The 19319-nt window shown below is 55.2% G+C and carries 17 protein-coding genes; 9 read left to right on the top strand and 8 right to left on the bottom strand.

Annotation, left to right across the window (positions count from 1 at the left end; translation table 11 throughout):
- The first annotated feature begins 26 nt into the window (after positions 1-26).
- Complete coding sequence (locus CYR52_RS06590) at positions 27-1034, top strand: SDR family oxidoreductase (protein WP_072928225.1); 1008 nt, start codon at positions 27-29, stop codon at positions 1032-1034.
- Positions 1035-1134: 100 nt separating this feature from the next.
- Here the strand turns inward: CYR52_RS06590 and CYR52_RS06595 are convergent, their stop codons facing one another.
- Positions 1135-2214 (bottom strand): mechanosensitive ion channel family protein, encoded by a 1080-nt coding sequence (locus CYR52_RS06595; RefSeq protein WP_175558143.1) that lies wholly within the window; start codon positions 2212-2214, stop codon positions 1135-1137.
- Between the two features lie 276 nt (positions 2215-2490).
- On the bottom strand, positions 2491-3411 hold the full coding sequence (locus tag CYR52_RS06600; RefSeq protein WP_241506116.1) for a LysR family transcriptional regulator: 921 nt from the start codon (positions 3409-3411) through the stop codon (positions 2491-2493).
- Between the two features lie 89 nt (positions 3412-3500).
- Here CYR52_RS06600 and CYR52_RS06605 point away from each other — a divergent pair, with 89 nt between their 5' ends.
- Positions 3501-4178, top strand: coding sequence for a nitroreductase (locus CYR52_RS06605; RefSeq protein ID WP_101828228.1), 678 nt, complete (start codon positions 3501-3503; stop codon positions 4176-4178).
- 121 nt (positions 4179-4299) lie between these two features.
- Here the strand turns inward: CYR52_RS06605 and CYR52_RS06610 are convergent, their stop codons facing one another.
- The 3 genes from CYR52_RS06610 to CYR52_RS06620 are packed head-to-tail and all read right to left on the bottom strand — an operon-like array spanning position 4300 to position 7980.
- Positions 4300-5559, bottom strand: coding sequence for a glycerate kinase type-2 family protein (locus CYR52_RS06610; RefSeq protein WP_101828229.1), 1260 nt, complete (start codon positions 5557-5559; stop codon positions 4300-4302).
- Positions 5560-5561: 2 nt separating this feature from the next.
- Entirely contained in the window at positions 5562-6650 is a 1089-nt protein-coding gene (locus CYR52_RS06615) for a tartrate dehydrogenase (protein ID WP_072928220.1), read from the bottom strand.
- A 19-nt stretch (positions 6651-6669) separates the two neighbouring features.
- A complete protein-coding gene (locus tag CYR52_RS06620) occupies positions 6670-7980 on the bottom strand; it encodes an MFS transporter (protein WP_101828230.1) in 1311 nt (436 codons plus the stop codon).
- A 134-nt stretch (positions 7981-8114) separates the two neighbouring features.
- On the opposite strand from CYR52_RS06620, the gene CYR52_RS06625 reads away from it, so the two are divergent.
- Entirely contained in the window at positions 8115-9023 is a 909-nt protein-coding gene (locus CYR52_RS06625; RefSeq protein ID WP_072928327.1) for a LysR family transcriptional regulator, read from the top strand.
- Between the two features lie 35 nt (positions 9024-9058).
- Here CYR52_RS06625 and CYR52_RS06630 read toward each other — a convergent pair whose 3' ends face one another.
- Positions 9059-9958 carry a LysR family transcriptional regulator gene (locus tag CYR52_RS06630; RefSeq protein WP_101828231.1) on the bottom strand — a complete coding sequence of 300 codons (900 nt, stop codon included), beginning with the start codon at positions 9956-9958 and terminating at the stop codon, positions 9059-9061.
- Between the two features lie 199 nt (positions 9959-10157).
- Between CYR52_RS06630 and CYR52_RS06635 the strand changes: the two genes are divergently transcribed.
- The 4 genes from CYR52_RS06635 to CYR52_RS06650 all read left to right on the top strand — a co-directional run bounded on the left by CYR52_RS06635 (position 10158) and on the right by CYR52_RS06650 (position 15623).
- The gene (locus tag CYR52_RS06635; RefSeq protein WP_241522393.1) at positions 10158-10877 is read left to right on the top strand and encodes a putative quinol monooxygenase; all 720 of its coding nucleotides are present in this window, start codon (positions 10158-10160) and stop codon (positions 10875-10877) included.
- Positions 10878-10918: 41 nt separating this feature from the next.
- Complete coding sequence (locus CYR52_RS06640; protein WP_072928216.1) at positions 10919-11716, top strand: carboxymuconolactone decarboxylase family protein; 798 nt, start codon at positions 10919-10921, stop codon at positions 11714-11716.
- A 564-nt stretch (positions 11717-12280) separates the two neighbouring features.
- Positions 12281-13972, top strand: coding sequence for an aspartate-alanine antiporter (gene aspT, locus CYR52_RS06645; protein ID WP_072928215.1), 1692 nt, complete (start codon positions 12281-12283; stop codon positions 13970-13972).
- A gap of 43 nt (positions 13973-14015) precedes the next feature.
- Positions 14016-15623, top strand: a complete 1608-nt coding sequence (locus CYR52_RS06650) for a bifunctional aspartate transaminase/aspartate 4-decarboxylase (protein ID WP_072928214.1) — start codon at positions 14016-14018, stop codon at positions 15621-15623.
- A gap of 119 nt (positions 15624-15742) precedes the next feature.
- Here CYR52_RS06650 and CYR52_RS06655 read toward each other — a convergent pair whose 3' ends face one another.
- Positions 15743-16237: a GlcG/HbpS family heme-binding protein gene (locus CYR52_RS06655; protein WP_072928213.1), complete on the bottom strand. Its 495-nt coding sequence runs from the start codon at positions 16235-16237 to the stop codon at positions 15743-15745.
- A 257-nt stretch (positions 16238-16494) separates the two neighbouring features.
- Between CYR52_RS06655 and hprR the strand changes: the two genes are divergently transcribed.
- Together hprR and CYR52_RS06665 are read left to right on the top strand one after the other, a co-directional pair.
- Positions 16495-17175 (top strand): response regulator transcription factor HprR, encoded by a 681-nt coding sequence (gene hprR / locus CYR52_RS06660; RefSeq protein WP_072928212.1) that lies wholly within the window; start codon positions 16495-16497, stop codon positions 17173-17175.
- On the top strand, positions 17168-18523 hold the full coding sequence (locus tag CYR52_RS06665; protein ID WP_101828232.1) for a heavy metal sensor histidine kinase: 1356 nt from the start codon (positions 17168-17170) through the stop codon (positions 18521-18523). Before hprR ends, CYR52_RS06665 begins: the two co-directional genes overlap by 8 nt.
- A 79-nt stretch (positions 18524-18602) precedes the next feature.
- Here the strand turns inward: CYR52_RS06665 and CYR52_RS06670 are convergent, their stop codons facing one another.
- Positions 18603-19154, bottom strand: a complete 552-nt coding sequence (locus tag CYR52_RS06670; protein WP_241522394.1) for an NAD(P)-binding domain-containing protein — start codon at positions 19152-19154, stop codon at positions 18603-18605.
- Positions 19155-19319: the final 165 nt, after the last annotated feature.

The following is a 19319-nucleotide window of genomic DNA, read 5'->3' on the forward strand; positions in this document are numbered from 1 at the left end:
TATCACGCAAATAAGGAACCTTAACTATGTCCTTTGCTCCCGTACTACTACTGGGCGGATCCGGTGCGATTGGTCACCAGGCAGCCCGTGCATTACACGCGACGTACCCTGATCTGCCCCTGTTGATAGGAGGCCGCGATGTGACCAAAGCGCAGCGTGCGGCGGCTGACATCGGGGGGGCGGAGGGCGTGCAAATCGACCTCACCTCCGCCGATCTGGGCCTCGGCGAGCGGGAAATCAGTGCCGTGGTGGTGCTCTACAAAGACCATTCGCTCGCTGCCCTCCGCTTCGCGCAATCACGTCGCGTGCCGCATCTGAGCATCTCTTCGGGGGTGTTTGAAATCGCCCCGGAAATCGCAAACTTCATGCAGGCACCGGGGGCATCAGCGATTGTGCTCGGCTATGAGTGGCTGGTCGGGGCCACTACCGTGCCTGCGCTCCATCTGGCCCGCGCATTCAGCCAGGTGCATGAAATCCGCATCGGGGCGCTGGTGGATGAGAAAGATGTCGGCGGCCCGGCAGTTGCCGCGGATTTTGAACACCTGAATCACCTGCTGCCCGCGGCGCTCACGCGGCGGGATGGCGTCTATCTCTGGCGTGAGGGCGAGGAGGCAAAATCGGTGTTCCCCGCGCTGGATGGCACCCATATAGACGCCACGGGCTTTTCGTCAATTGATGTGGTGGGGCTGGCCTCCGCCACGGGGGCGCACAGCGTGCAGTTTGACCTGGGCATGGGCATCAGTTCAAGCCGGCGCAAAGGCGGGGCGTTCTCGACGGAAATCATCCTGGAGATGTCTGGTCTGGACGTCGCGGGAATGCCCCACCACACCCGGCATGCGGTCGTGCATCCGGGGGGCGCGGCCCCGCTGACAGGGATGGGGATCGCCTTGCTGCTTGAACGGTTGGTCGGGCTGGATGGAAAGCCGCCGGTCGCGCCTGGCCTGTACTTCCCCTACCAGATTCTGGACGCGTCACACTACTTAGCGCGTCTGGCAAAAGAGGGCGGTGAACTGCGGGACGTGCCGTTGCCCTGAGTCTCCCGGCTGTGCAACAACCGGCAAGCGCGCCCTGCGCCTGCCGGTTTACTCCTGTACATTCCCTTCTCTTTCCAGAAAAAAGTGCGCGGTTGACCCGTCACCCGTGAGTCTCCCGGGCGCCGGAATCCGTCAGTGTGGCCCTCACCTGAGGGAGGCTCTGCGGATAATTTTGCTGAATAAACTCAATCATTTTTTCCCGCACGTGGCAGCGTAAATCCCAGGCGGTGGGGGAGTTCTGTGCCGTCATCAATAACCGGATTGTCATGGTTTTATCCGTGGTATCGCTGACCTGGAGCACCTGGGTTTGTTGGTCCCAGAGTTTTGTTTCGCTGAGGATTTTTTCAAATTGCTGACGCAGCGGCTCTAACGGCATGGAATAATCAAGGTAAAGAAAAACAGACCCTAATATTTGCGCGTTATTACGCGTCCAGTTCTGGAAGGGCTTTTCTGTAAAGTAGGTAATGGGCAGCACCAGCCGGCGGAGGTCCCAGATGCGCACCACAACGTACGTCAGGTTGATCTCCTCAATCCAGCCCCATTCATTTTCCACGACCACGGCATCGTCAATTTTTATCGGTTGCGTAAAGGCAATCTGAATACCGGCAAACAAGTTGACCAATGACTTCTGAAGGGCAAACCCAATGATGATACCTGCCACCCCGGCACCGGCCAGAATGGTCGTGCCGAATTTCCGGACACCGGGGAAATTGAGCAGGATCAGAGAAACACACAATGCCACCAGGAGGACGATAGCGACCTTTTTAACATAGATGATTTGCGTGCGGATTTTACGGGCGCGAAGGTTATTTGAAAGATTAATGTCGTAGCGTATGAACAGCATATCCTGCGCCACATTAATCAACCGGATTAATACGGAGCAAAATGATATTATAATAAATATATTGAGGGTGGTGGTAATAAAGCTCAGGGCGTCAGGATTAATATTGATATAATTAATCCCTACATTGATTAACAATAACGGGAAGAAAAGAAATATCGACCCACGAAGGTGCTTTTCAAGTGATTTGAATAATTTTCTGTCACGCCCCTGCCAATAACAGATAAACCTGAGAAGGATATACCGGGCCAGAAAACCCACTGCGAAGGAGAGCGTGACGAGCAATACCGCACCCAACCATGATGGCGCGCCAGATAACTCACTAAATATCAATGGCATCATTTTCCCTTATATTCAACCAACAACCTTAGGTTGTCAGATAAGTCACTAAAATCAGTAACCGTTGTTTTCCCGGTTATCTGCGTATTGCATGATTACACCGATTATTTTAGGAAAAATTTAGCCAACTGGCTTGCCCGGCAGATAAAAAGCGCATGAAACGACAGAGGCTTCAGGGCGTGTTGAGTTTAACCCATTGAAATCAGGCGTGATATCCGGTTTCGCCTCTGCCGGCCGGCGCACTGAGTGGAAAAATCTTTATCCCTCATACGCCCGTCACGATGCGTGCTTTGCCAGCCACGCAGAACAAAAATCCAGATAAGCCATCATAATGGCTGAAGGGTGTTTACGGCGGGCATAGACCAGATGCAATGGCACAGGGTGTTTAGGCAGGTCAGGTAAAAGCTCAACCAGTACTCCGCTTTCGAGGTAAGGTTTCGCTAAAAAATCCAGCAACAGGGTGACCCCCATGCCTTTTACGGCATAATGACATAGCCCCTGAACATTATTGGTTGAAAAGAAAGGTTCGAATTTTACCTTTTCTGCGCCGGACACCCATTCAAAAAAGCCCTGGTTCAGATTTTCCCAGCCGACAACCGGAAACCGCGCCAGGTCAGCCAGCGTCTTGGGTGCGCCGCAGCGTGCTAATAATTCAGGGCTTGCCACAAATACCCCGTTGACGGTCATCACAGGTTTGGCAATCACATCTTCAGTATGTAAATCACCCATTCTCAGCGCAACATCAATACCATCCTCAAATAAATCAACCACCCTGTCACTTGAATGGCTGAATATTTTAATATCGGGATAGTGTTGCTGAAAGTCAGCCAGTAAATCCCACCATAAGGGGAAATTGGGCGGCACAGAGATACGCAATTTTCCTTGCAGTTTATGAATCGACTGCACGTTTTTTTGCGCCTCTTCCAGTAATTCCAACCCCAGCCGGGCCTGTTCAAAAAATTGTTGTCCTTTATGCGTTGGCTTCACCCCCAGCCGGGAGCGTTCCAGCAGCTGTACGCTCAACGCCTGCTCAAGCTCATTTATTTTTCGGCTTAAGGTTGAAACCGGCACGCCAATTTTCTCACTGGCGGCAGAAAAACTGCCTGCTTTTACCACAGCGATAAACAATTTCGTCGCGTTAAAATCCATTGCTCTTTCCATATCTGGAAAACATCTTCCTATTTTTGGCTGTTCCATTCCATTTTTCAATCCGTATCTTATAAGAAAAGACGCTGGCGGCTGATGGGCCGCGGCACGATGACAAGAACAGAGAAAAGAGGTGCAAAATGTCTGAGTCAATGCTGTTCCGGGACGTGGTGCGTGAGCGTCATTCTGTCCGGAGTTTCCTTCCTCAACCGGTTCCTGAAGCACTTCTTCGTTCGGTATTAGAGGATGCGCAGCGCTCACCCTCTAACTGTAATACGCAGCCCTGGCAGACCCATATTGTCTCGGGCGCAACGCGTGACGCACTGAGCAAGGCCATCCTCGCAGCCGATGACGCAGGCCAGCTGACCCCTGATTTCAGCTTTGACACCCATGATTTTCAAGGCATTTACCATGATCGCGCCAAAGCTCAGGGGGCGGCCTATTATCAGGCCATCGGCGTAAAAAGAGAGGCGTATGAGCAGCGCCGCGATGCATCACGGCGCAACCTGGAATTTTTTGGCGCGCCCCATGTCGCCCTGCTTTTTATGCCTGAAGCCGGGGACAACGTGCGTGTTGCCGGTGACATCGGTATGTATGCGCAGACCCTTCTGCTTTCCCTCACTGCCCACGGCCTGGGCGGCATTCCACAAACCATGCTTGGCTTTTATGCCGACACCATCCGGGAAATGCTGGGCATCTCGCCGGCGATGAAATTACTGTTTGGGATATCACTGGGCTACCCTGACAGGGAGCATCCTGCCAACCAGTACAGAATTGAGAAAGCCCCGCTCGAAGAAAGTGTCATTTTCCATCAATAAATGCAGGTGTGCGGCCACCCCACCTTGCTGAGCGAGCAGGACGCCATCAGGCGATGGCGTTCTGCTCAGGAAAATCTGCGGCATTCGGGTAACATGCTCTCCTGACCCGGAGAGCACAGGTTCAGGCAACCAGGATGGCCCTGAAGTCATTCACATTCGTCAGCGTGGGGCCGGTCAATATCAGATCACCGGTGGCCTGAAAGTAGCTGTAACTGTCATGCGCCTCCAGGTAATCCTGAGCGTTTAACCCCTTTACCCTGCCTCGCGTCAGTGTATCCGGGTAAACCAGCGCCCCGGCGGCATCTTCGGTGCCGTCAATGCCGTCGGTGTCACCTGCTGCTGCCCAGATCCCACGTTCTCCAGCCAGGGCACAGGCAAGGCCCAACAGGAACTCGGTATTCCGGCCTCCTTTTCCTGCCTTTCCCCCGCTCACTGTGACGGTCGTCTCACCACCCGACAACAATAGCGAGGGCGAAGTAACCGGCTGACCATACTGCCTGACGGATTTCGCCATCGCTGCCATGACTTTTGCCACTTCGCGGCTTTCCCCTTCTATGGCATCCCCCAGGATCAGCGGTGTAATCCCCAGATGGCGGGCCGCCGCCGCGGCTGATTGCAGCATCATCGCCGGTGTGGCGATCATCCTGACGTCACTTTCTGCCCCGTTATTGGGGGTGGGGATTGCCCGCTCCAGCACACAACGCACATGTTCCGGCACCTGAATGCCGTAACGCGCAAGGACGTTCAGGGCATCAGCGGGTGAGCTGTCATCCGCCACGGTAGGCCCGGAGGCCACGTCAGCCGGGTTATCACCGGGGACATCGCTTATGATCAAAGATACCACCCTGGCGGGTTGCGCCAGTGCAGCCAGCTTTCCGCCTTTGACGGCGGATAAATGGCGGCGAACCAGGTTCATCTCTTTGATGTTCGCCCCGCTGTGCAGTAAGGCACGGGTGATGGCCTGTTTATCCGCCAGGGTCAGCCCTTCAACAGGCAATGCCATCAGCGCCGAGCCGCCGCCGGAGATCAGGGCCAGCACCAGATCATCCTGCGTCAGCCCGCGCAGCGATTCGACGATAAGCATCGCGGCTGTTTCACTCATGGCATCGGACACCGGGTGGGCCGCTTCCAGGATGCGGATCCGGCCTGCCGGCACGGCGTGGCCATAACGCGTTACCACCACACCGCTGACGTCCACGTCCGGCCATGCTGCATCCACTGCCGCAGCCATCGCGGCGGAGGCTTTACCGGCCCCGACAACCACGCAGCGTCCTGCCGGCCTGGGCGGCAGGGCGGAAAGGATAACAGGCCCTGGCCGGGCGCTGTTAATTGCCTGCTGAAAGATCTCCTGCAATATCTTTGCGGCTTGTTTATTGTTCATCGTCAGGCCGTCTCAGCAATGGCCGATTTTGACGTAATAAACTGCACCACCGCACGCGTCACCTCCGTCGTTTTGGCCGTGCCTCCCACATCAGGCGTCAGGATCCCATTGGCGCACACGTATTCGATAGCGTCCATGATCAGCGCCGCAGCCTCACGCTCACCCAGGTGTTCCAGCATCTGCACTGCCGTCCAGAACGTGGCAATTGGGTTGGCGATCCCTTTGCCGGTGATATCAAAGGCTGAACCGTGGATAGGTTCAAACATGGAAGGGAAACGCTGCTCCGGGTCGATATTGGCGGTAGGCGCAACACCCAGGCTTCCCGCCAGCGCCCCGGCCAGGTCGGACAGGATATCGGCATGCAGGTTGGTGGCGACAATGGTATCGAGGCTTTGCGGGTGCAGGGTCATGCGGTGGGTCATGGCATCCACCAGCATTTTATCCCAGGTCACATCCGGGAATTCCTGCGCCACTTCCGCAGCAATCTCATCCCACATCACCATGCCATGACGCTGGGCGTTGGATTTTGTCACTACCGTCAGCAGTTTGCGCGGCCGGGACTGGGCAAGTTTAAAGGCGTAGCGCATGATGCGTGTTACCCCAACCCGCGTGAAGATGGCCACTTCGGTGCCTACTTCTTCCGGCAGCCCCCGGTGCGCGCGGCCGCCGTTGCCGGAGTATTCACCCTCGGAGTTTTCCCGCACGATCACCCAGTCCAGATCGCCCGGCCCGCGGTTACGCAGCGGCGAGGTGACGCCCGGCAAAATTTTGGTCGGGCGGACATTGGCATACTGGTCAAACCCCTGGCAGATAGGCAGCCGCAAGCCCCAGAGGGTAATGTGGTCGGGCACATCCGGCGCGCCTACCGCCCCGAAATAGATGGCGTCAAACTTCTTCAGTGTCTGCAGCCCGTCTTCCGGCATCATCACGCCATGCTGTTTGTAATAGTCTGACCCCCAGTCAAAGGTTTCCACGTCAAATTTAAGCTGAGGATCCTGGCGTTCCAGTGCGTGAAGTACCTCAATACCGGCGGAAATCACTTCCGGGCCGATGCCGTCAGCAGGGATTGCAGCAATAGAATAAGTACGCATTTCTTTTCTCCGGTTCATGTCAGTGAGTGTCAGGATGGGTCAGTCCGGCCGGCTGGGGCTTATTGCCCCTGGCAGACAGGATAAGAACAACGAGCGCTGAGATGCACAGCAGCCCGGCAACAAAATAGAGGCCCCAGGTGTAGCTGCCGGTTTGCTGGCGAATGACGCCAATCATCATCGGGCCGACGAAGCCGCCCAGGTTGCCGATAGAGTTGATGGTGGCGATGCCCGCCGCCGCGGCCGGGCCGCTCAGGAACAGCGTGGGCATACTCCACAGCGGCGGTTTGGAGGCGCTGATGCCGACCGTAACCAGTGTCAGGGCGAAGATGACCGCCAGCAGGGTGCTGACATTACCGGCATAAATCAGCCCGGCCGCTGCCAGCAGGCAGGCGCCAATGACGTGCCAGCTCCGCTCGTTCTTACGATCGGAATGGCGGGCCCAGAGGATCATGCCGATAACCCCCATCACCGCCGGGAACGCATTCAGGAAGCCAATCTCCAGCGATGAGGCACCAAAGCTGTGGATAATTTGCGGTGACCAGATACCCAGGGTGTACAGCCCGGCAGAGGTGCCGAAATAGACCAGTGCCAGGGCCAGTACCCGTTTGTCCGCCAGGCCACGCCATGCGCTGGTGTGGCTGTTGCCGGAGGCACGCGCCTGTTCTTCTGTCCGCAGGCTATTTTGCAGCCAGGTACGCTCTTCCGCGGTCAGCCATTTGGCTTTTTCAGGGCGGTCGGTCAGATAAAACAGCACCACAACCCCCAAAATCACGGCCGGGACGGCTTCGAGCATAAACATCCACTGCCAGCCGGCATAACCCAGCAGGCCATGCATCTCAAGCAGCGCGGCCGATATGGGGGAGCCAAGTGCGGTTGACAGCGGGGCGGCCGCCATAAAAATCGCCGTCACCTGTGCCCGTTTCGCGGCCGGGAACCAATAGCTCAGGTAGAGGATAATGCCGGGGAAGAAGCCGGCTTCAGCCACACCGAGCATAAAGCGCAGCACGTAAAAGCTGGTGGTGCCTTCGACAAAGGCCATACAGCCGGAGACCAGCCCCCAGGTGATCATGACGCGCGCTATCCAGATGCGGGCGCCGACTTTGTGCAATATCAGGTTGGAGGGGACTTCAAATAAAAAATAACCGAGAAAGAAAATACCCGCCCCCAGCCCGAATACGGTGGGTGAAAAACCTAAATCCTGATTCATTGTCAGTGCTGCAAACCCGATATTGACGCGGTCGAGAAAGGCAATGAAATAGAGCAGCATGATAAAGGGGATAATGCGCAAGGTGACTTTACGCATCACCGTTTTTTCGAGGTGAGAGTGCATATGAACGTACTCCGGTTAATGTAATGTAGGGAATGTTATTTTTTTGTAATCAGTTGCAGTATGCAGTTTTGGCTTGCCGAATCATCAGGGTTGGATTATATAAATTATTTGAATAATGGGTTGGGGTGCAGATTATGGATATAAATCAATTACGTTGCTTCATTGCCGTTGGAAAAGAACTGCACTTTGGCCGCGCGGCGCAAAAGCTGGAAATGATGCCTGCATCACTTTCCCGCTTTATCCGGTTGCTCGAGGATGACCTGGGCGTGCGCCTTTTGAACCGCTCTACCCGTAATGTCTCTTTAACGCTGGAGGGGATAAAATTCTTTGAAGAGGCGAGCAGGCTGATGGAGCAATTTGATGCACTGGAACTGCGCTTCAAAAATGGAATAAAAGATAAACGTAAAACCTTGCGGATTGGGGCGATTGACAGCGCAGCGCAGGGCATCGTTCCTGCCCTGCTGAATTTATTTGTTCCCCTGCACCCGGAAACCGATATTCATATTATCGAAGAAAAAACCGTTAATCTTATCCCAAAATTAAAATCCGGCTGGCTGGATATTATCTTTTTCCGTAAACCTCACGTTATGGATGATGCATTGGCAACGCGCTTTATCACCCGGGAAAAATCTATTCTGGCCGTACCGGCCAATCACCGTTTATCCGGAATAAAAGAGGCCTCCATCACTGACTTTCAATCAGAACCGATCATTATCCCTGACCGCCGTACCCGCCCCCACAGCCATGACCTGACGATGAGCCTGTTCAAAAGTGCCGGCCTGCGCCCCCATGTCGCACAGTATGCGGAAGAGAAGCAAACGATACTCAGCCTGGTCGCGGCCGGTCTGGGCGTGGCGGTGGTTCCCGCGTCTTACCGGCTGATGAAAAGTGACCGGATTCACTTTATCCCGCTCAGGTTTCCGGATCAGCTGGCAGGCCTCCAGCTCAGTGTGGCCTGGCGCAAAGGCAATGAGGATGAATACCTGAGGGAACTGCTCAGGCTGATGAACGAGCATAAGGCAGAACTGACAGACAGCCTCTGACCCCGCGGTGCAGCGGCTGCCTGCGCGAAAAGCGGTTATCCCTGGGTGTGTGTGATAAGAAAATCAATCAGTGCCTTCACCCTGTTGGTCTTGCCGGCGCTTTTGAGGTAGTAGAGGTAAACCGGCGGATAGGTTTTCCAGAAACGCGCCATGACGGGAATAAATGCCTCACGGTCTGGCTGAAGCCGGTAAACAGGCTCGAATAACCTTCCGATACCCAGCCCGTTTCTTATTCCGTCCGCCATCACGTCAATGTCGTTGCTGATTAATGGGTTGTGCATGTCGAGGGTTAATTGCTCGCCGTTGTCATCCAGGATCAGCGGGAGGATACGGTTATGGGTGATAAAGCGATAACCGATCAGCTTATGGTGATAAAGATCGGCGGGCGTCGTGGGCGTGCCGAACTCTTTAAGATAGGTGGATGACGCATACAACCCTTCCCGGAACGGCTTTAACAACTGGCGGGCCACTACACCGCCTTCAAGCACATCGCCAAAGCGGATCCCCAGATCGAAGCGTTCATCAATAATATTTACTGTGCCGTCGTACACCGACACTTCAAGCTGGATGCCCGGATAGTGCCGACAAAAAGCTGCCATCACCGGTTTCAGCACCAGCAGGTAAGCGAAGCGGGAGAGCGTTATCCGGATCAGGCCAGACGGCTCCTGATGCTGATCGCGGATACTTTCAAGTGATTGCTCGAGGGAGTCCACTGCCGCTGACGTTTGCTCCAGCAACTGTTGCCCGACGTCAGTGAGTTCGATACGCCGTGTAGTACGCACAAAAAGGGGGTGGCCGATGTGTTGCTCAAGCACCCTCAGCGCCTTGCTGACCGACGGCGGGGTGATTTCAAGCTTTCTGGCGGCGGCAGAAATACTGCCCTCGCGGGCAATGCTCTGGAAAATGCGTAGCTGGTTATACATCACGTTATTCATAGCGCCATCCCTAAGCAATTGCCTGCCGGCGATTCACGACAGCCGGCTATTCACTATATGTATTATTAACTATGGGTGATTATCAACGACCATCGATTATTAACTACAGGCTAAATATCTTTGAGTCAAGCGTGCCCTAATCTTATCAACATAGCCTGCCTATACTGGTGACTCGTTTCCCGCTGTCTGTAGGTTCGCCGTGAAAAATATTATCGTCATGTTATTGAGTCTGATGATGAGCCACTCCACCCTGGCGCAAGCCCCGAACTCCCCGGATATGCCCGTGATAAATATTTTTGAAATCAGCGTCAACCCTGATAAACGCCCTCAATATGATGAGCTCGCCAGGCAGACCATTTCCACGTCAATTGATCAGGAAACAGGTACGCTTGCCATGTATTCCCTCCAGCGCAAAGATGCATCGCATCAAACTTACATGGTGGAGATTTATGAAGATAAAGAGGCTTACCACCGGCATTTACAGTCCGCGCATTACCAGGCATTCATCGCACGTGCGCCTGAGCTTATTAACCGGAAGCACCAAATACAGCTGACCCCGCAATTCCTCAGCGATAAGCACATTGTCCAAAATGCGCAAACCATCAATAACCTGGTGATTGTCGATGTGAAGCCTGAATTCCAGGAGGCATTTAAACACGTTGTCCTCCCTGAAATGGCTGAGTCCATCAAGGTTGAGGAAGGGGTGCTTGCCATGTATGCCGCTACCGGGGTGGACAATACCCATCGCTGGTATTTCTATGAAATTTACGCCAGTGAGGCTGCTTATCAGCAACACAGGCAGACGCCGCATTTCCGGGACTATATCGCGCAGACGGCACAGATGGCGGTCAGTAAAGAATCCATCCCGGTCGCCCCGGTATACCTGCGAAACAAAGGCGGGATAGGGCCGGTGGAATAGCGGGTCAGCGTAGCCGTGCAGATAAGGGAAGAGGAGTGAACATGAAAAGGGTGATTGCGGCGGCGGCACTGTCGCTGGTGCTTACAGATTTCGTGAATGCTGATGAAAAAAGAGGTGAAGTCATGTTGAAAACAGAACCATCAAGCCTTTCTGAGGCCGATATCCAGGCTGTCTCCCCGGCACTGGCCCGGTTTGGCCGCGAAGCCATCGCGGAGGATCTCTGGAAGCGCCGTGAGCTGTCTGTGCGTGACCGCAGCATCGTGACGGTGGCTATCCTGATTGCCAGAAACCAGCCCGCCGAGCTGAAGCATTATGTTGAGGTCGCGCTTGACGCAGGCGTCACCCCGGCCGAAGTGTCGGAGATCATCACGCATCTGGCCTTTTACTCGGGCTGGCCCAATGCTATGTCGGCTGTCACCGTCACCCACGCTATTTTTCAGCAGCGGGGCGTCACGGCGGCGGATCTCCCGGATGCCTCACCGGCGCTTTTACCGCTCAATCAGCAAGCAGAAAAGCAGCGTTCAGAGACGGTAGAAAAAAATGTCGGCCCTGTTTCCCCCGGCCTGGTGAAATTCACCGCCGATCCGCTCTTTCTTGACCTCTGGCAGCGGCCTGCGCTCAAGCCCCGCGACAGAAGCCTGGTGACGGTCAGCGCGTTAATCGCATCAGGGCAGAGTGCGCAAATTGGTTATCATCTTAACCGGGCGATGGATAATGGCTTAACCGCGGAAGAGGCCGGGGAAGTGGTGGCGCAGGCAGCGTTCTATGCAGGATGGCCCAATGCGTTTTCTGCAGCGCCGGTGGTGGGGGAAGTATTGTCTGCCCGCGAGGCTGATTGACGCTTACCCTGTCCCGGCACAGGGCTGCGGTTGCAGCCCTGAAAGTCAGCGATGGTTTTTCCTTGCCAACAGAATACCGGCTGAGCAGCCCAGTTAATTACGCGAATAACCCAGACGTGAAACGGCTGGGGTTATTTTATTTAAATAACGCCATTATCAAAATTTAGCGGGAAAGGGCGGCTGTGTTTAATGGGGAATATCGGAACCCCACAATAAAAAACTATCCTTAAAAAGAAAATGCAGTCTGCTTCAATGCATTGTTTTATTTTTAATTCAGCGTGGCTAAAAATAAAGCGAATCGCGTTAAATAACAAATTAAAACGGTTTTATAAGTTTATTGTGCTGATTTAAATAATTAACGCGGGACTAAAGCTCAAAAATGGGCGGCTGTGCAGGGTTTAATGTTTTTTAGGGATAATTTCCCTGGCTTCACGTTGCCATGCGAAAATTCGTAGCTACCTTTTATCAAGTGTTGGAAAACATTCATTTCTCTTATTCATCTTATTCCGCGGCGATAAACTGCCCGGGCAGAGCCTTACAAACCGAATAGCAGGATACTCTTCTATGAACTTGCTTCATGAAGTTTTTCGTCTGTCTCCGGAACTTGCTTTATTTCTCTCACTTGCTGTAGGCACATGGATTGGAAAGCTGAAACTGGGTGCATTCCAGCTCGGTGGGGTGGCAGGGGCGTTGCTGATTGCCGTATTGATTAGCCAGGTTGGAGTAACCATTGACAGCGGAATAAAGAACGTTTTGTTTGCGGTCTTTATTTATGCCGTCGGTTTTGAAAGCGGACCTAAATTTTTCTCATCATTAGGGCGACGCACGCTGCGTGAAATTGCCCTGGCGTTGGTCCTGGTTATCACGTCGCTGGGCACGGTGGTCGTCATGGCCAAAATGTTTGCGCTGGATAAAGGCATTGCCGCCGGCATTGCTGCCGGGGCGCTTACCCAGTCAGCCATTATCGGCACTGCCAGTGCAGCCATCTCCAAGCTGGGCCTTGATCCGGCGCAGTTGCAACAAATGCAGGGAAACGTGGCGGTAGGCTATGCCGTGACGTACATCTTTGGCTCTCTTGGCGCCATTATCATTTGCGTCAATATCCTGCCTAAAATCATGGGCCGCACTATCCGTGAAGATGCCATAAAAGCGGAACTGGAGATGATGCAGGGCGCACCGGTGCTTGCCGCCGGCCAGCAGCCTGCGCTGCCGGGGCTGGTGGGGCGCGTCTTTCTTGCCGGCCCCGCCAGCGGCAAAACGGTGGCACAAATTGAAGCCACCGCTGACCCTCTCTTTCCCGTCACGCTGGAGCGCCTTAAACGCAAAGATAAAGTCATTTCCGTCACACCGGATATGCAGCTCACCGACAGTGATGTGTTGCTGTTAGTCGGACGCCGGAAAGGCATTATTTCGCTGGCACCTTCCCTCGGCCGGGAACTGGATGCCGATGAAGGGCCGGAAATGATTATGCAATCCTCTGAGGTGCTGCTGACGAATCCGGCGCTGACCGGCAAATCGATTGGCCAGTTGCGCCATCAGATTTCACGTGAAGCGCGCCACGGGGTGTTTGTCACCACACTGCGGCGTGGTGATACCCTGCTCCCGTTCAGGGACGATACCGTCATCCAGCATAACGATGTCGTCACCCTGTACGGCAGCGAGCAGGATATCCAACGGGCGGTGGCATTAGCCGGGCCGCCGCTGATTAAAAGCCCGAAAACGGATTTGATGTTCCACGGGTTCGGCCTTTCTGTGGGGCTGATATTCGGCCTGCTGGTGGTGCATATCGGCGCTGTGCCTCTGACACTCGGCAGCGGCGGCGGTGCGCTGTTATCCGGGCTGCTGTTTGGCTGGTACCAGGCCCGCAAACCGCTGACCGGCAATATGCCGCTGCCTGCGTCCGGCTTGCTGCGTGATCTGGGCCTGGCCGGTTTCGTTGCGGTGGTGGGGTTACAGTCTGGTTTGCAGGCCGTCGACACCGTACGCCATAACGGCATTTCCATATTTCTCATCGGCATCGTCGTGACGGTGGTGCCTCTGATGATCACCCTGTTTATTGGTCGTTACATCCTGCGCTATGACAACACCGCTGTTTTTGCCGGGGCGTTGGCGGGAACACGCAGCGCAAATCCTGCCTTTGGTGAAATTCTTGATAAAGCGGGCAATGCCATTCCTACCGCACCCTTTGCGGTGACCTACGGACTGGCCAATGTGTTTTTGACCCTGTTGGGTCCGTTGATTGTCGCCCTTGTCTGAACAACCCGTTACCTAACCATGTTGTCATCAGGAGATGCTTACCATGACGAATCCTTACGAGAAATATGCGTCGCTCAGCCCGTTTGAATTGAAAGATGCGCTGATTGATCTGGCGTCCAGTAAAACCGACCGGATGATGCTTAACGCCGGCCGCGGCAATCCGAATTTCCTCGCCACACTTCCCCGGCGTGGGTTCTGGCGGCTTGGCTTGTTTGCGACGGAAGAGGCTGAGCTTTCCTACTCTTATTTGCCGCACGGTATTGGTGGGCTGCCCCGCCTGGATGGCATTGAAGCCCGCTTCGATGCGTTCCTGTCACGTGAGCATCAGCAGCCGGGGGTCGCGTTCCTCTCCAGGGCGGTCAGCTATGTCCGTGACCAGCTTGGGCTTTCTGCGTCGGCTTTTTTGCATGAAATGGTCGAGGGTATCCTGGGGGCTAATTATCCCGTCCCGCCCCGGATGCTCAGAATCAGCGAGAAGATTACCCGGGAATATATCGTTAAAGAGATGATAGGCGGGTTGATCTCGGCAGAGGATGTCGATTTATTTGCCGTTGAGGGCGGCACCGCAGCCATGACGTATCTCTTTAATACCTTGCGTACAAACGGGCTGGTGAAAGCCGGGGATAAGGTCGCGATGGGTGCGCCTATTTTTACCCCTTATATTGAAATTCCTAAGCTGGAAGATTATCGGCTTGAGAGCGTGATGATTAATGCCTCTCCTGAACAGAACTGGCAATACCCGGATGAGGAACTCGACAAGTTGCTGGACCCAGAGGTGAAAATTTTCTTTTGCGTCAACCCGAGTAATCCGGCCTCAGTCAAAATGGATAATCGCAGCCTCGAAAAAATGGCCAAAATAGTCGAACAGCGGCCAGACCTGATTATTCTCACCGATGATGTGTACGGCACCTTTGCCAAAGATTTTAAATCTCTGTTTGCCACCTGCCCGCAAAATACCATTCTGGTGTACTCGTTCTCGAAATATTTTGGTGCCACCGGCTGGCGGCTTGGCGTGATTGCCACGCATCAAAATAATATTCTGGACGACAAAATAGCCAACCTCAGCGCGGAAGAAAAAAACCGCCTGCATGAGCGTTATACCTCGCTGACCCCCGACGTCGCGGCCCTGCGTTTCCTTGATCGCGTCGTTGCAGACAGCCGTAGCGTGGCCCTTAACCATACCGCCGGGCTCTCCACACCGCAGCAGGTACAAATGGTGCTGTTCAGCCTGTTTGCACTCATGGACGGTGACAACGGCTATAAGGCGGCAGTCTCAGAAATTATCCGCCGCCGTCAGGCGGTGCTGTACCGGGAGTTGGGGATTACGCACAAGGAAGATGATAACGCAGTCGATTATTATACCCTGCTGGATCTGGAGGCGATCTCACGTCAGGTTTATGGCGACGATTTTGCCCGCTGGGTGCAGCAAACGCTTAACCCCACCGACTTGTTGTTCCGGATTGCTGATGAAACCGGCATTGTGATGTTGCCTGGTTCAGGCTTCGGCACCCAGCAACCTGCCGGCCGTATTTCTCTGGCCAACCTTAACGAATATGAATATGCCGCCATAGGTAAAGCCCTGCGGAATATGATGGAGCACTACTTCAGGGAATTTAGCCTTAACGCCGGAAACACCCCACCGGCGCAATAACCTGCGCCGGGTATTTGGGGCGTAAGGCGTGAATAAAAACCGGCAACAAACCAGGGCGGGGAAGAGGCTTCTTTCCCGCCCTGGCGAGAGGGGAAAACACACTGCCCGCGCTTTCCCTGTTATTTCTGTTGCCCGCTCTCCCCGAGTACCCGCTTAATCGCTTCGCTCCCACAGTGGTCATCAGACTCTGCGCCGCCGGTACCGGCGAGGCCGACGGCACCAATCACCTGGCCGTGATATTTCACCGGTACGCCGCCGCCAAGCAGCAGTAACTCATTTACGGTATTCAGGTTAACGGTGTCCGGGGAGGACTGCGCCTGCCGGGCAAACTGTTTGGTCGGCGTCTTCGTCGAGAGTGCCGTGAAAGCCTTACGCCAGGCGGCCTGCGTATTATGCGGCCCGACGTTGTCATCCCTCATCAGTGACACCAGGTTCCCGCCCCGATCCACCACCGCCACCACGCCCTGACGGTTCATACCGTGGCAGACAGCCAATGCCTCTGTTGCCAGTTTACTGCTCAGTTCCTGCGTCATGTCATAGACGGCAGCCGGTTCGGCAGAAAGGGCCAGGCCTGGTGCCGCAGCAAGCATCATGGCAATCATAAAACGTTTCATTTCTTCTCCTTCTGAATGCGCTTCCCCGGTACGGGGTCTCTCCGTACCGGTTCAGCCACAATGGGACGCAACAGGGCGTGTTCGTTGACTGGAATGGCAGCGGGATGTCAGAAACGCGTTGTGTTTGACTCCCCTGGGTTAATCACCGTGCTGTTATACCCGTGCGGGTCTCCACATTGCCTGTCAGAAAGATGACCATATTGTCATCTGGCGCTGAAACGCTGGGGCGGCCATAGAATTCGTGGCAAACTGCCCGGATGAAACTGTTACTGATCGAAGATAACCTGAAAGCCAGCGCCTGGGTGCGTAAAGGGCTTGAAGAGGCAGGCTATATTGTGGATTACGCAGCGGACGGGCGGGACGGCCTGCATCTGGCGCTGTCGCACCCCTACAGCCTGGTGATACTGGATATTATGCTGCCGGGTATGGATGGGTGGCAGGTGCTGAAAACCCTGCGTACCGCCGGCAACACCCCCGTTATTTGCCTCACCGCCCGGGATTCCGTGGAGGACCGGGTCAAGGGGCTGGAGCTTGGCGCGAATGATTACCTGGTAAAACCGTTCTCCTTTGCTGAGCTTCTGGCCAGGGTAAAGAATCAGCTCCGGCAGCACCAGCCGCACAGCTCGGTGCTTCGCGTGGCCGATCTGGTCATGGATTCGGCCCGTTTTCAGGTCACGCGTGACGGCATACCTGTGGCGCTCACCCGCAAAGAGTTTATGCTTTTGTGGCTGCTCGCCAGCCGGCACGGGGAAATCCTGCCGCGGACGCTGCTTGCCAGCGAAATCTGGGGGGTGAATTTTGACAGTGAAACCAACATTGTGGATGTCGCCATCCGCCGCCTGCGCCGAAAAGTGGATGATCCTTTTCCCAAAAAACTCATTACCACGGTGAGGGGCATGGGCTATTGCCTGTCTGAAAAGGAGCCGGGCAGTGTATAGCCCCTCTCTCACGCTCCGGCTGACGGCGATTTTCACGCTGATCATGGCGATGGCCTGCGGCGGCATCAGCCTGATACTGTATAACGCATTACGCAGCGAACTGGTGTGGCGCGACGATCAAACGCTGATCAACCGGGCTGCACAATTAAGGCAGTTGCTTGAAGATGGTGCCCAGCCCGGCTCGCTGCCGCTCTATTTCAACCGTATGGTCGACATCCGCCAGGATATTCTCAGCATCCGGTCGCCGCATGAGCAAAACGTCAGTATCAACCATACCGGTGTTGCGTTGCCCGCGCTCTCCCCGACGCCGGTCAGCAGCCCACCCAATGAGAAACAGTTGCACCGCTGGGTCAATGCTGACGACACGGAAGCCTCGGCGCTCAGCCTGCAGGCAAACTCACAGGCCGGGCCGGTCACGATTACCCTGGCACGCGTCGCGCGGGAGCGGGCGCTGGTGCTGGAACGTTATCGCCGGCAAAGCATTCTGGTGTCACTGGCGGCCATTTTGCTGTGTGCCGCGGTAAGCCCGCTCCTTATCCGCCGGGGGCTTCGCGCGATCGGCCGGTTAAGCCAGATCATGGCAGAAACCGGCAGTGACAGGCTCACTCACCCGGTGTCGCTCCAGGCGATACCGAAGGAGCTGCTGCCGCTCGGTGAGGCGCTGCATGATATGCGCCAGCGCTTATCAACGGACTTTATCCGGCTGACCCAGTTTGCCGACGATCTGGCCCATGAGATACGCACCCCCATCAATGTGTTACTCGGCCAGAATCAGGTTGCGCTTGGCCATGAGCGTTCAGCCGCGGAATACCAGGCCCTGCTGGAAGGGAACATTGAAGAACTGGAGGGGCTGTCGCGCCTGACGGAGAACATTCTCTTTCTTGCCCGCGCCACGCACCACAACATCAAACTCAATAAAGAGACGTTCTCCCTCCATGATGCCCTGGAAATGCTGATCGATTTCCTTGAACCCCTGGCGGAAGAGCGGGAGATGTTCATCGAGCTTCATGCCGAAGGAGACCTCACCGCGGACAAAATGCTTTTCCAGCGGGCGATGACCAACCTGCTGACCAATGCCATCCGTTATTCGCCCGGCAAAGGAACGATCTCTGTCAGCACGGTTGATCGCGGTGACGTCATTGAGATTGAGGTGTCGAATGCCGGTGACGCGCTTGCCGAACCGGATAAAGTATTCGAACGGTTCTGGCGGGGCGATAATGTCCGCCATACGGCGGGAAGCGGGCTGGGGCTGTCGCTGGTCAGCGCGATAGCCACCTTGCACGGCGGCAGCGCGTATTACCGGCATGAGCGCGGGAACACGATTTTTGGCCTCCGCCTGCCTGCCTGACCAGGCCGTTGCGTTTCGCCGTCATGCCGGATGCATACCCTAACCGGCCTTTGGGGGACGAGTGAAAACAGCGGTGGGTTTAACGCAGCGCCGTTTCTGCCACATTGAACTCCGACTCCCGGCTCAGCAGGTTGACTGAGCCGAACAACGCAGACAGAGGCGTTATGTCCTGACGGCCCGCCGTCAAAATCACCACTGAATGGCCCGCATCATTGACCGGGGCGAGCAACGCCCTGGCGCAATCAAAATGCGTAAACCTCTGCCGGAGTTCGCTTATTTGAACCCCCGGCACCAGTGAAATCAGTGTGTGTGAAGGCCGCAGCGCAATACTGCCGGCGAGTGCGGGCAAGGCGGCAGGGGCGGTATTAATAAAAATGATGTCTGCTTCATCAACAACCGCCTGATGATTATCCAGTGTCCAGCAGGGGTACTCCCTTGCCGCATTTTGGGCCGCTTCGCTGTTTCCGGGCGAAAGAAACACTTGCGCGTCCGGGGCTGCCTTAAACAGTGCCTTGATGACGCCTTCAGCCCGTAGATCAACCCCCAGAATTCCCACTCTTTTCATTTTCCTCTCCAAAACCGCCGGCACAGTGATGAGTGACTCAGGCCAGTTCTGCGAAGGTGCAAGCACCTGCCGGGCGACTGCTGCACGGGTGTTGAGATCCGTTTCGTCGCTGTTGCCGCAGCGGTTATACTCCGCGTTCGGATGACGAGCCAGGCCTCTGCGTCCGTCAGGGGAACAGGCAGCACCTTGAATCAGCCTTAAAGAGTGACTAAATTACTAAATGGTTACTTA

The organism is Chimaeribacter arupi, from assembly GCF_002858805.1.
Lineage (GTDB): Bacteria > Pseudomonadota > Gammaproteobacteria > Enterobacterales > Enterobacteriaceae > Chimaeribacter > Chimaeribacter arupi.

What these genes read in the sequence shown, in the direction of transcription:
- CYR52_RS06590 (WP_072928225.1), top strand. Translation starts at nt 27, where the DNA reads ATGTCCTTTGCTCCCGTACTACTACTGGGCGGATCCGGTGCGATTGGT.
- CYR52_RS06595 (WP_175558143.1), bottom strand. Translation starts at nt 2,214, where the DNA reads ATGCCATTGATATTTAGTGAGTTATCTGGCGCGCCATCATGGTTGGGT.
- CYR52_RS06600 (WP_241506116.1), bottom strand. Translation starts at nt 3,411, where the DNA reads ATGGAACAGCCAAAAATAGGAAGATGTTTTCCAGATATGGAAAGAGCA.
- CYR52_RS06605 (WP_101828228.1), top strand. Translation starts at nt 3,501, where the DNA reads ATGTCTGAGTCAATGCTGTTCCGGGACGTGGTGCGTGAGCGTCATTCT.
- CYR52_RS06610 (WP_101828229.1), bottom strand. Translation starts at nt 5,559, where the DNA reads ATGAACAATAAACAAGCCGCAAAGATATTGCAGGAGATCTTTCAGCAG.
- CYR52_RS06615 (WP_072928220.1), bottom strand. Translation starts at nt 6,650, where the DNA reads ATGCGTACTTATTCTATTGCTGCAATCCCTGCTGACGGCATCGGCCCG.
- CYR52_RS06620 (WP_101828230.1), bottom strand. Translation starts at nt 7,980, where the DNA reads ATGCACTCTCACCTCGAAAAAACGGTGATGCGTAAAGTCACCTTGCGC.
- CYR52_RS06625 (WP_072928327.1), top strand. Translation starts at nt 8,115, where the DNA reads ATGGATATAAATCAATTACGTTGCTTCATTGCCGTTGGAAAAGAACTG.
- CYR52_RS06630 (WP_101828231.1), bottom strand. Translation starts at nt 9,958, where the DNA reads ATGAATAACGTGATGTATAACCAGCTACGCATTTTCCAGAGCATTGCC.
- CYR52_RS06640 (WP_072928216.1), top strand. Translation starts at nt 10,919, where the DNA reads ATGAAAAGGGTGATTGCGGCGGCGGCACTGTCGCTGGTGCTTACAGAT.
- aspT (WP_072928215.1), top strand. Translation starts at nt 12,281, where the DNA reads ATGAACTTGCTTCATGAAGTTTTTCGTCTGTCTCCGGAACTTGCTTTA.
- CYR52_RS06650 (WP_072928214.1), top strand. Translation starts at nt 14,016, where the DNA reads ATGACGAATCCTTACGAGAAATATGCGTCGCTCAGCCCGTTTGAATTG.
- CYR52_RS06655 (WP_072928213.1), bottom strand. Translation starts at nt 16,237, where the DNA reads ATGAAACGTTTTATGATTGCCATGATGCTTGCTGCGGCACCAGGCCTG.
- hprR (WP_072928212.1), top strand. Translation starts at nt 16,495, where the DNA reads ATGAAACTGTTACTGATCGAAGATAACCTGAAAGCCAGCGCCTGGGTG.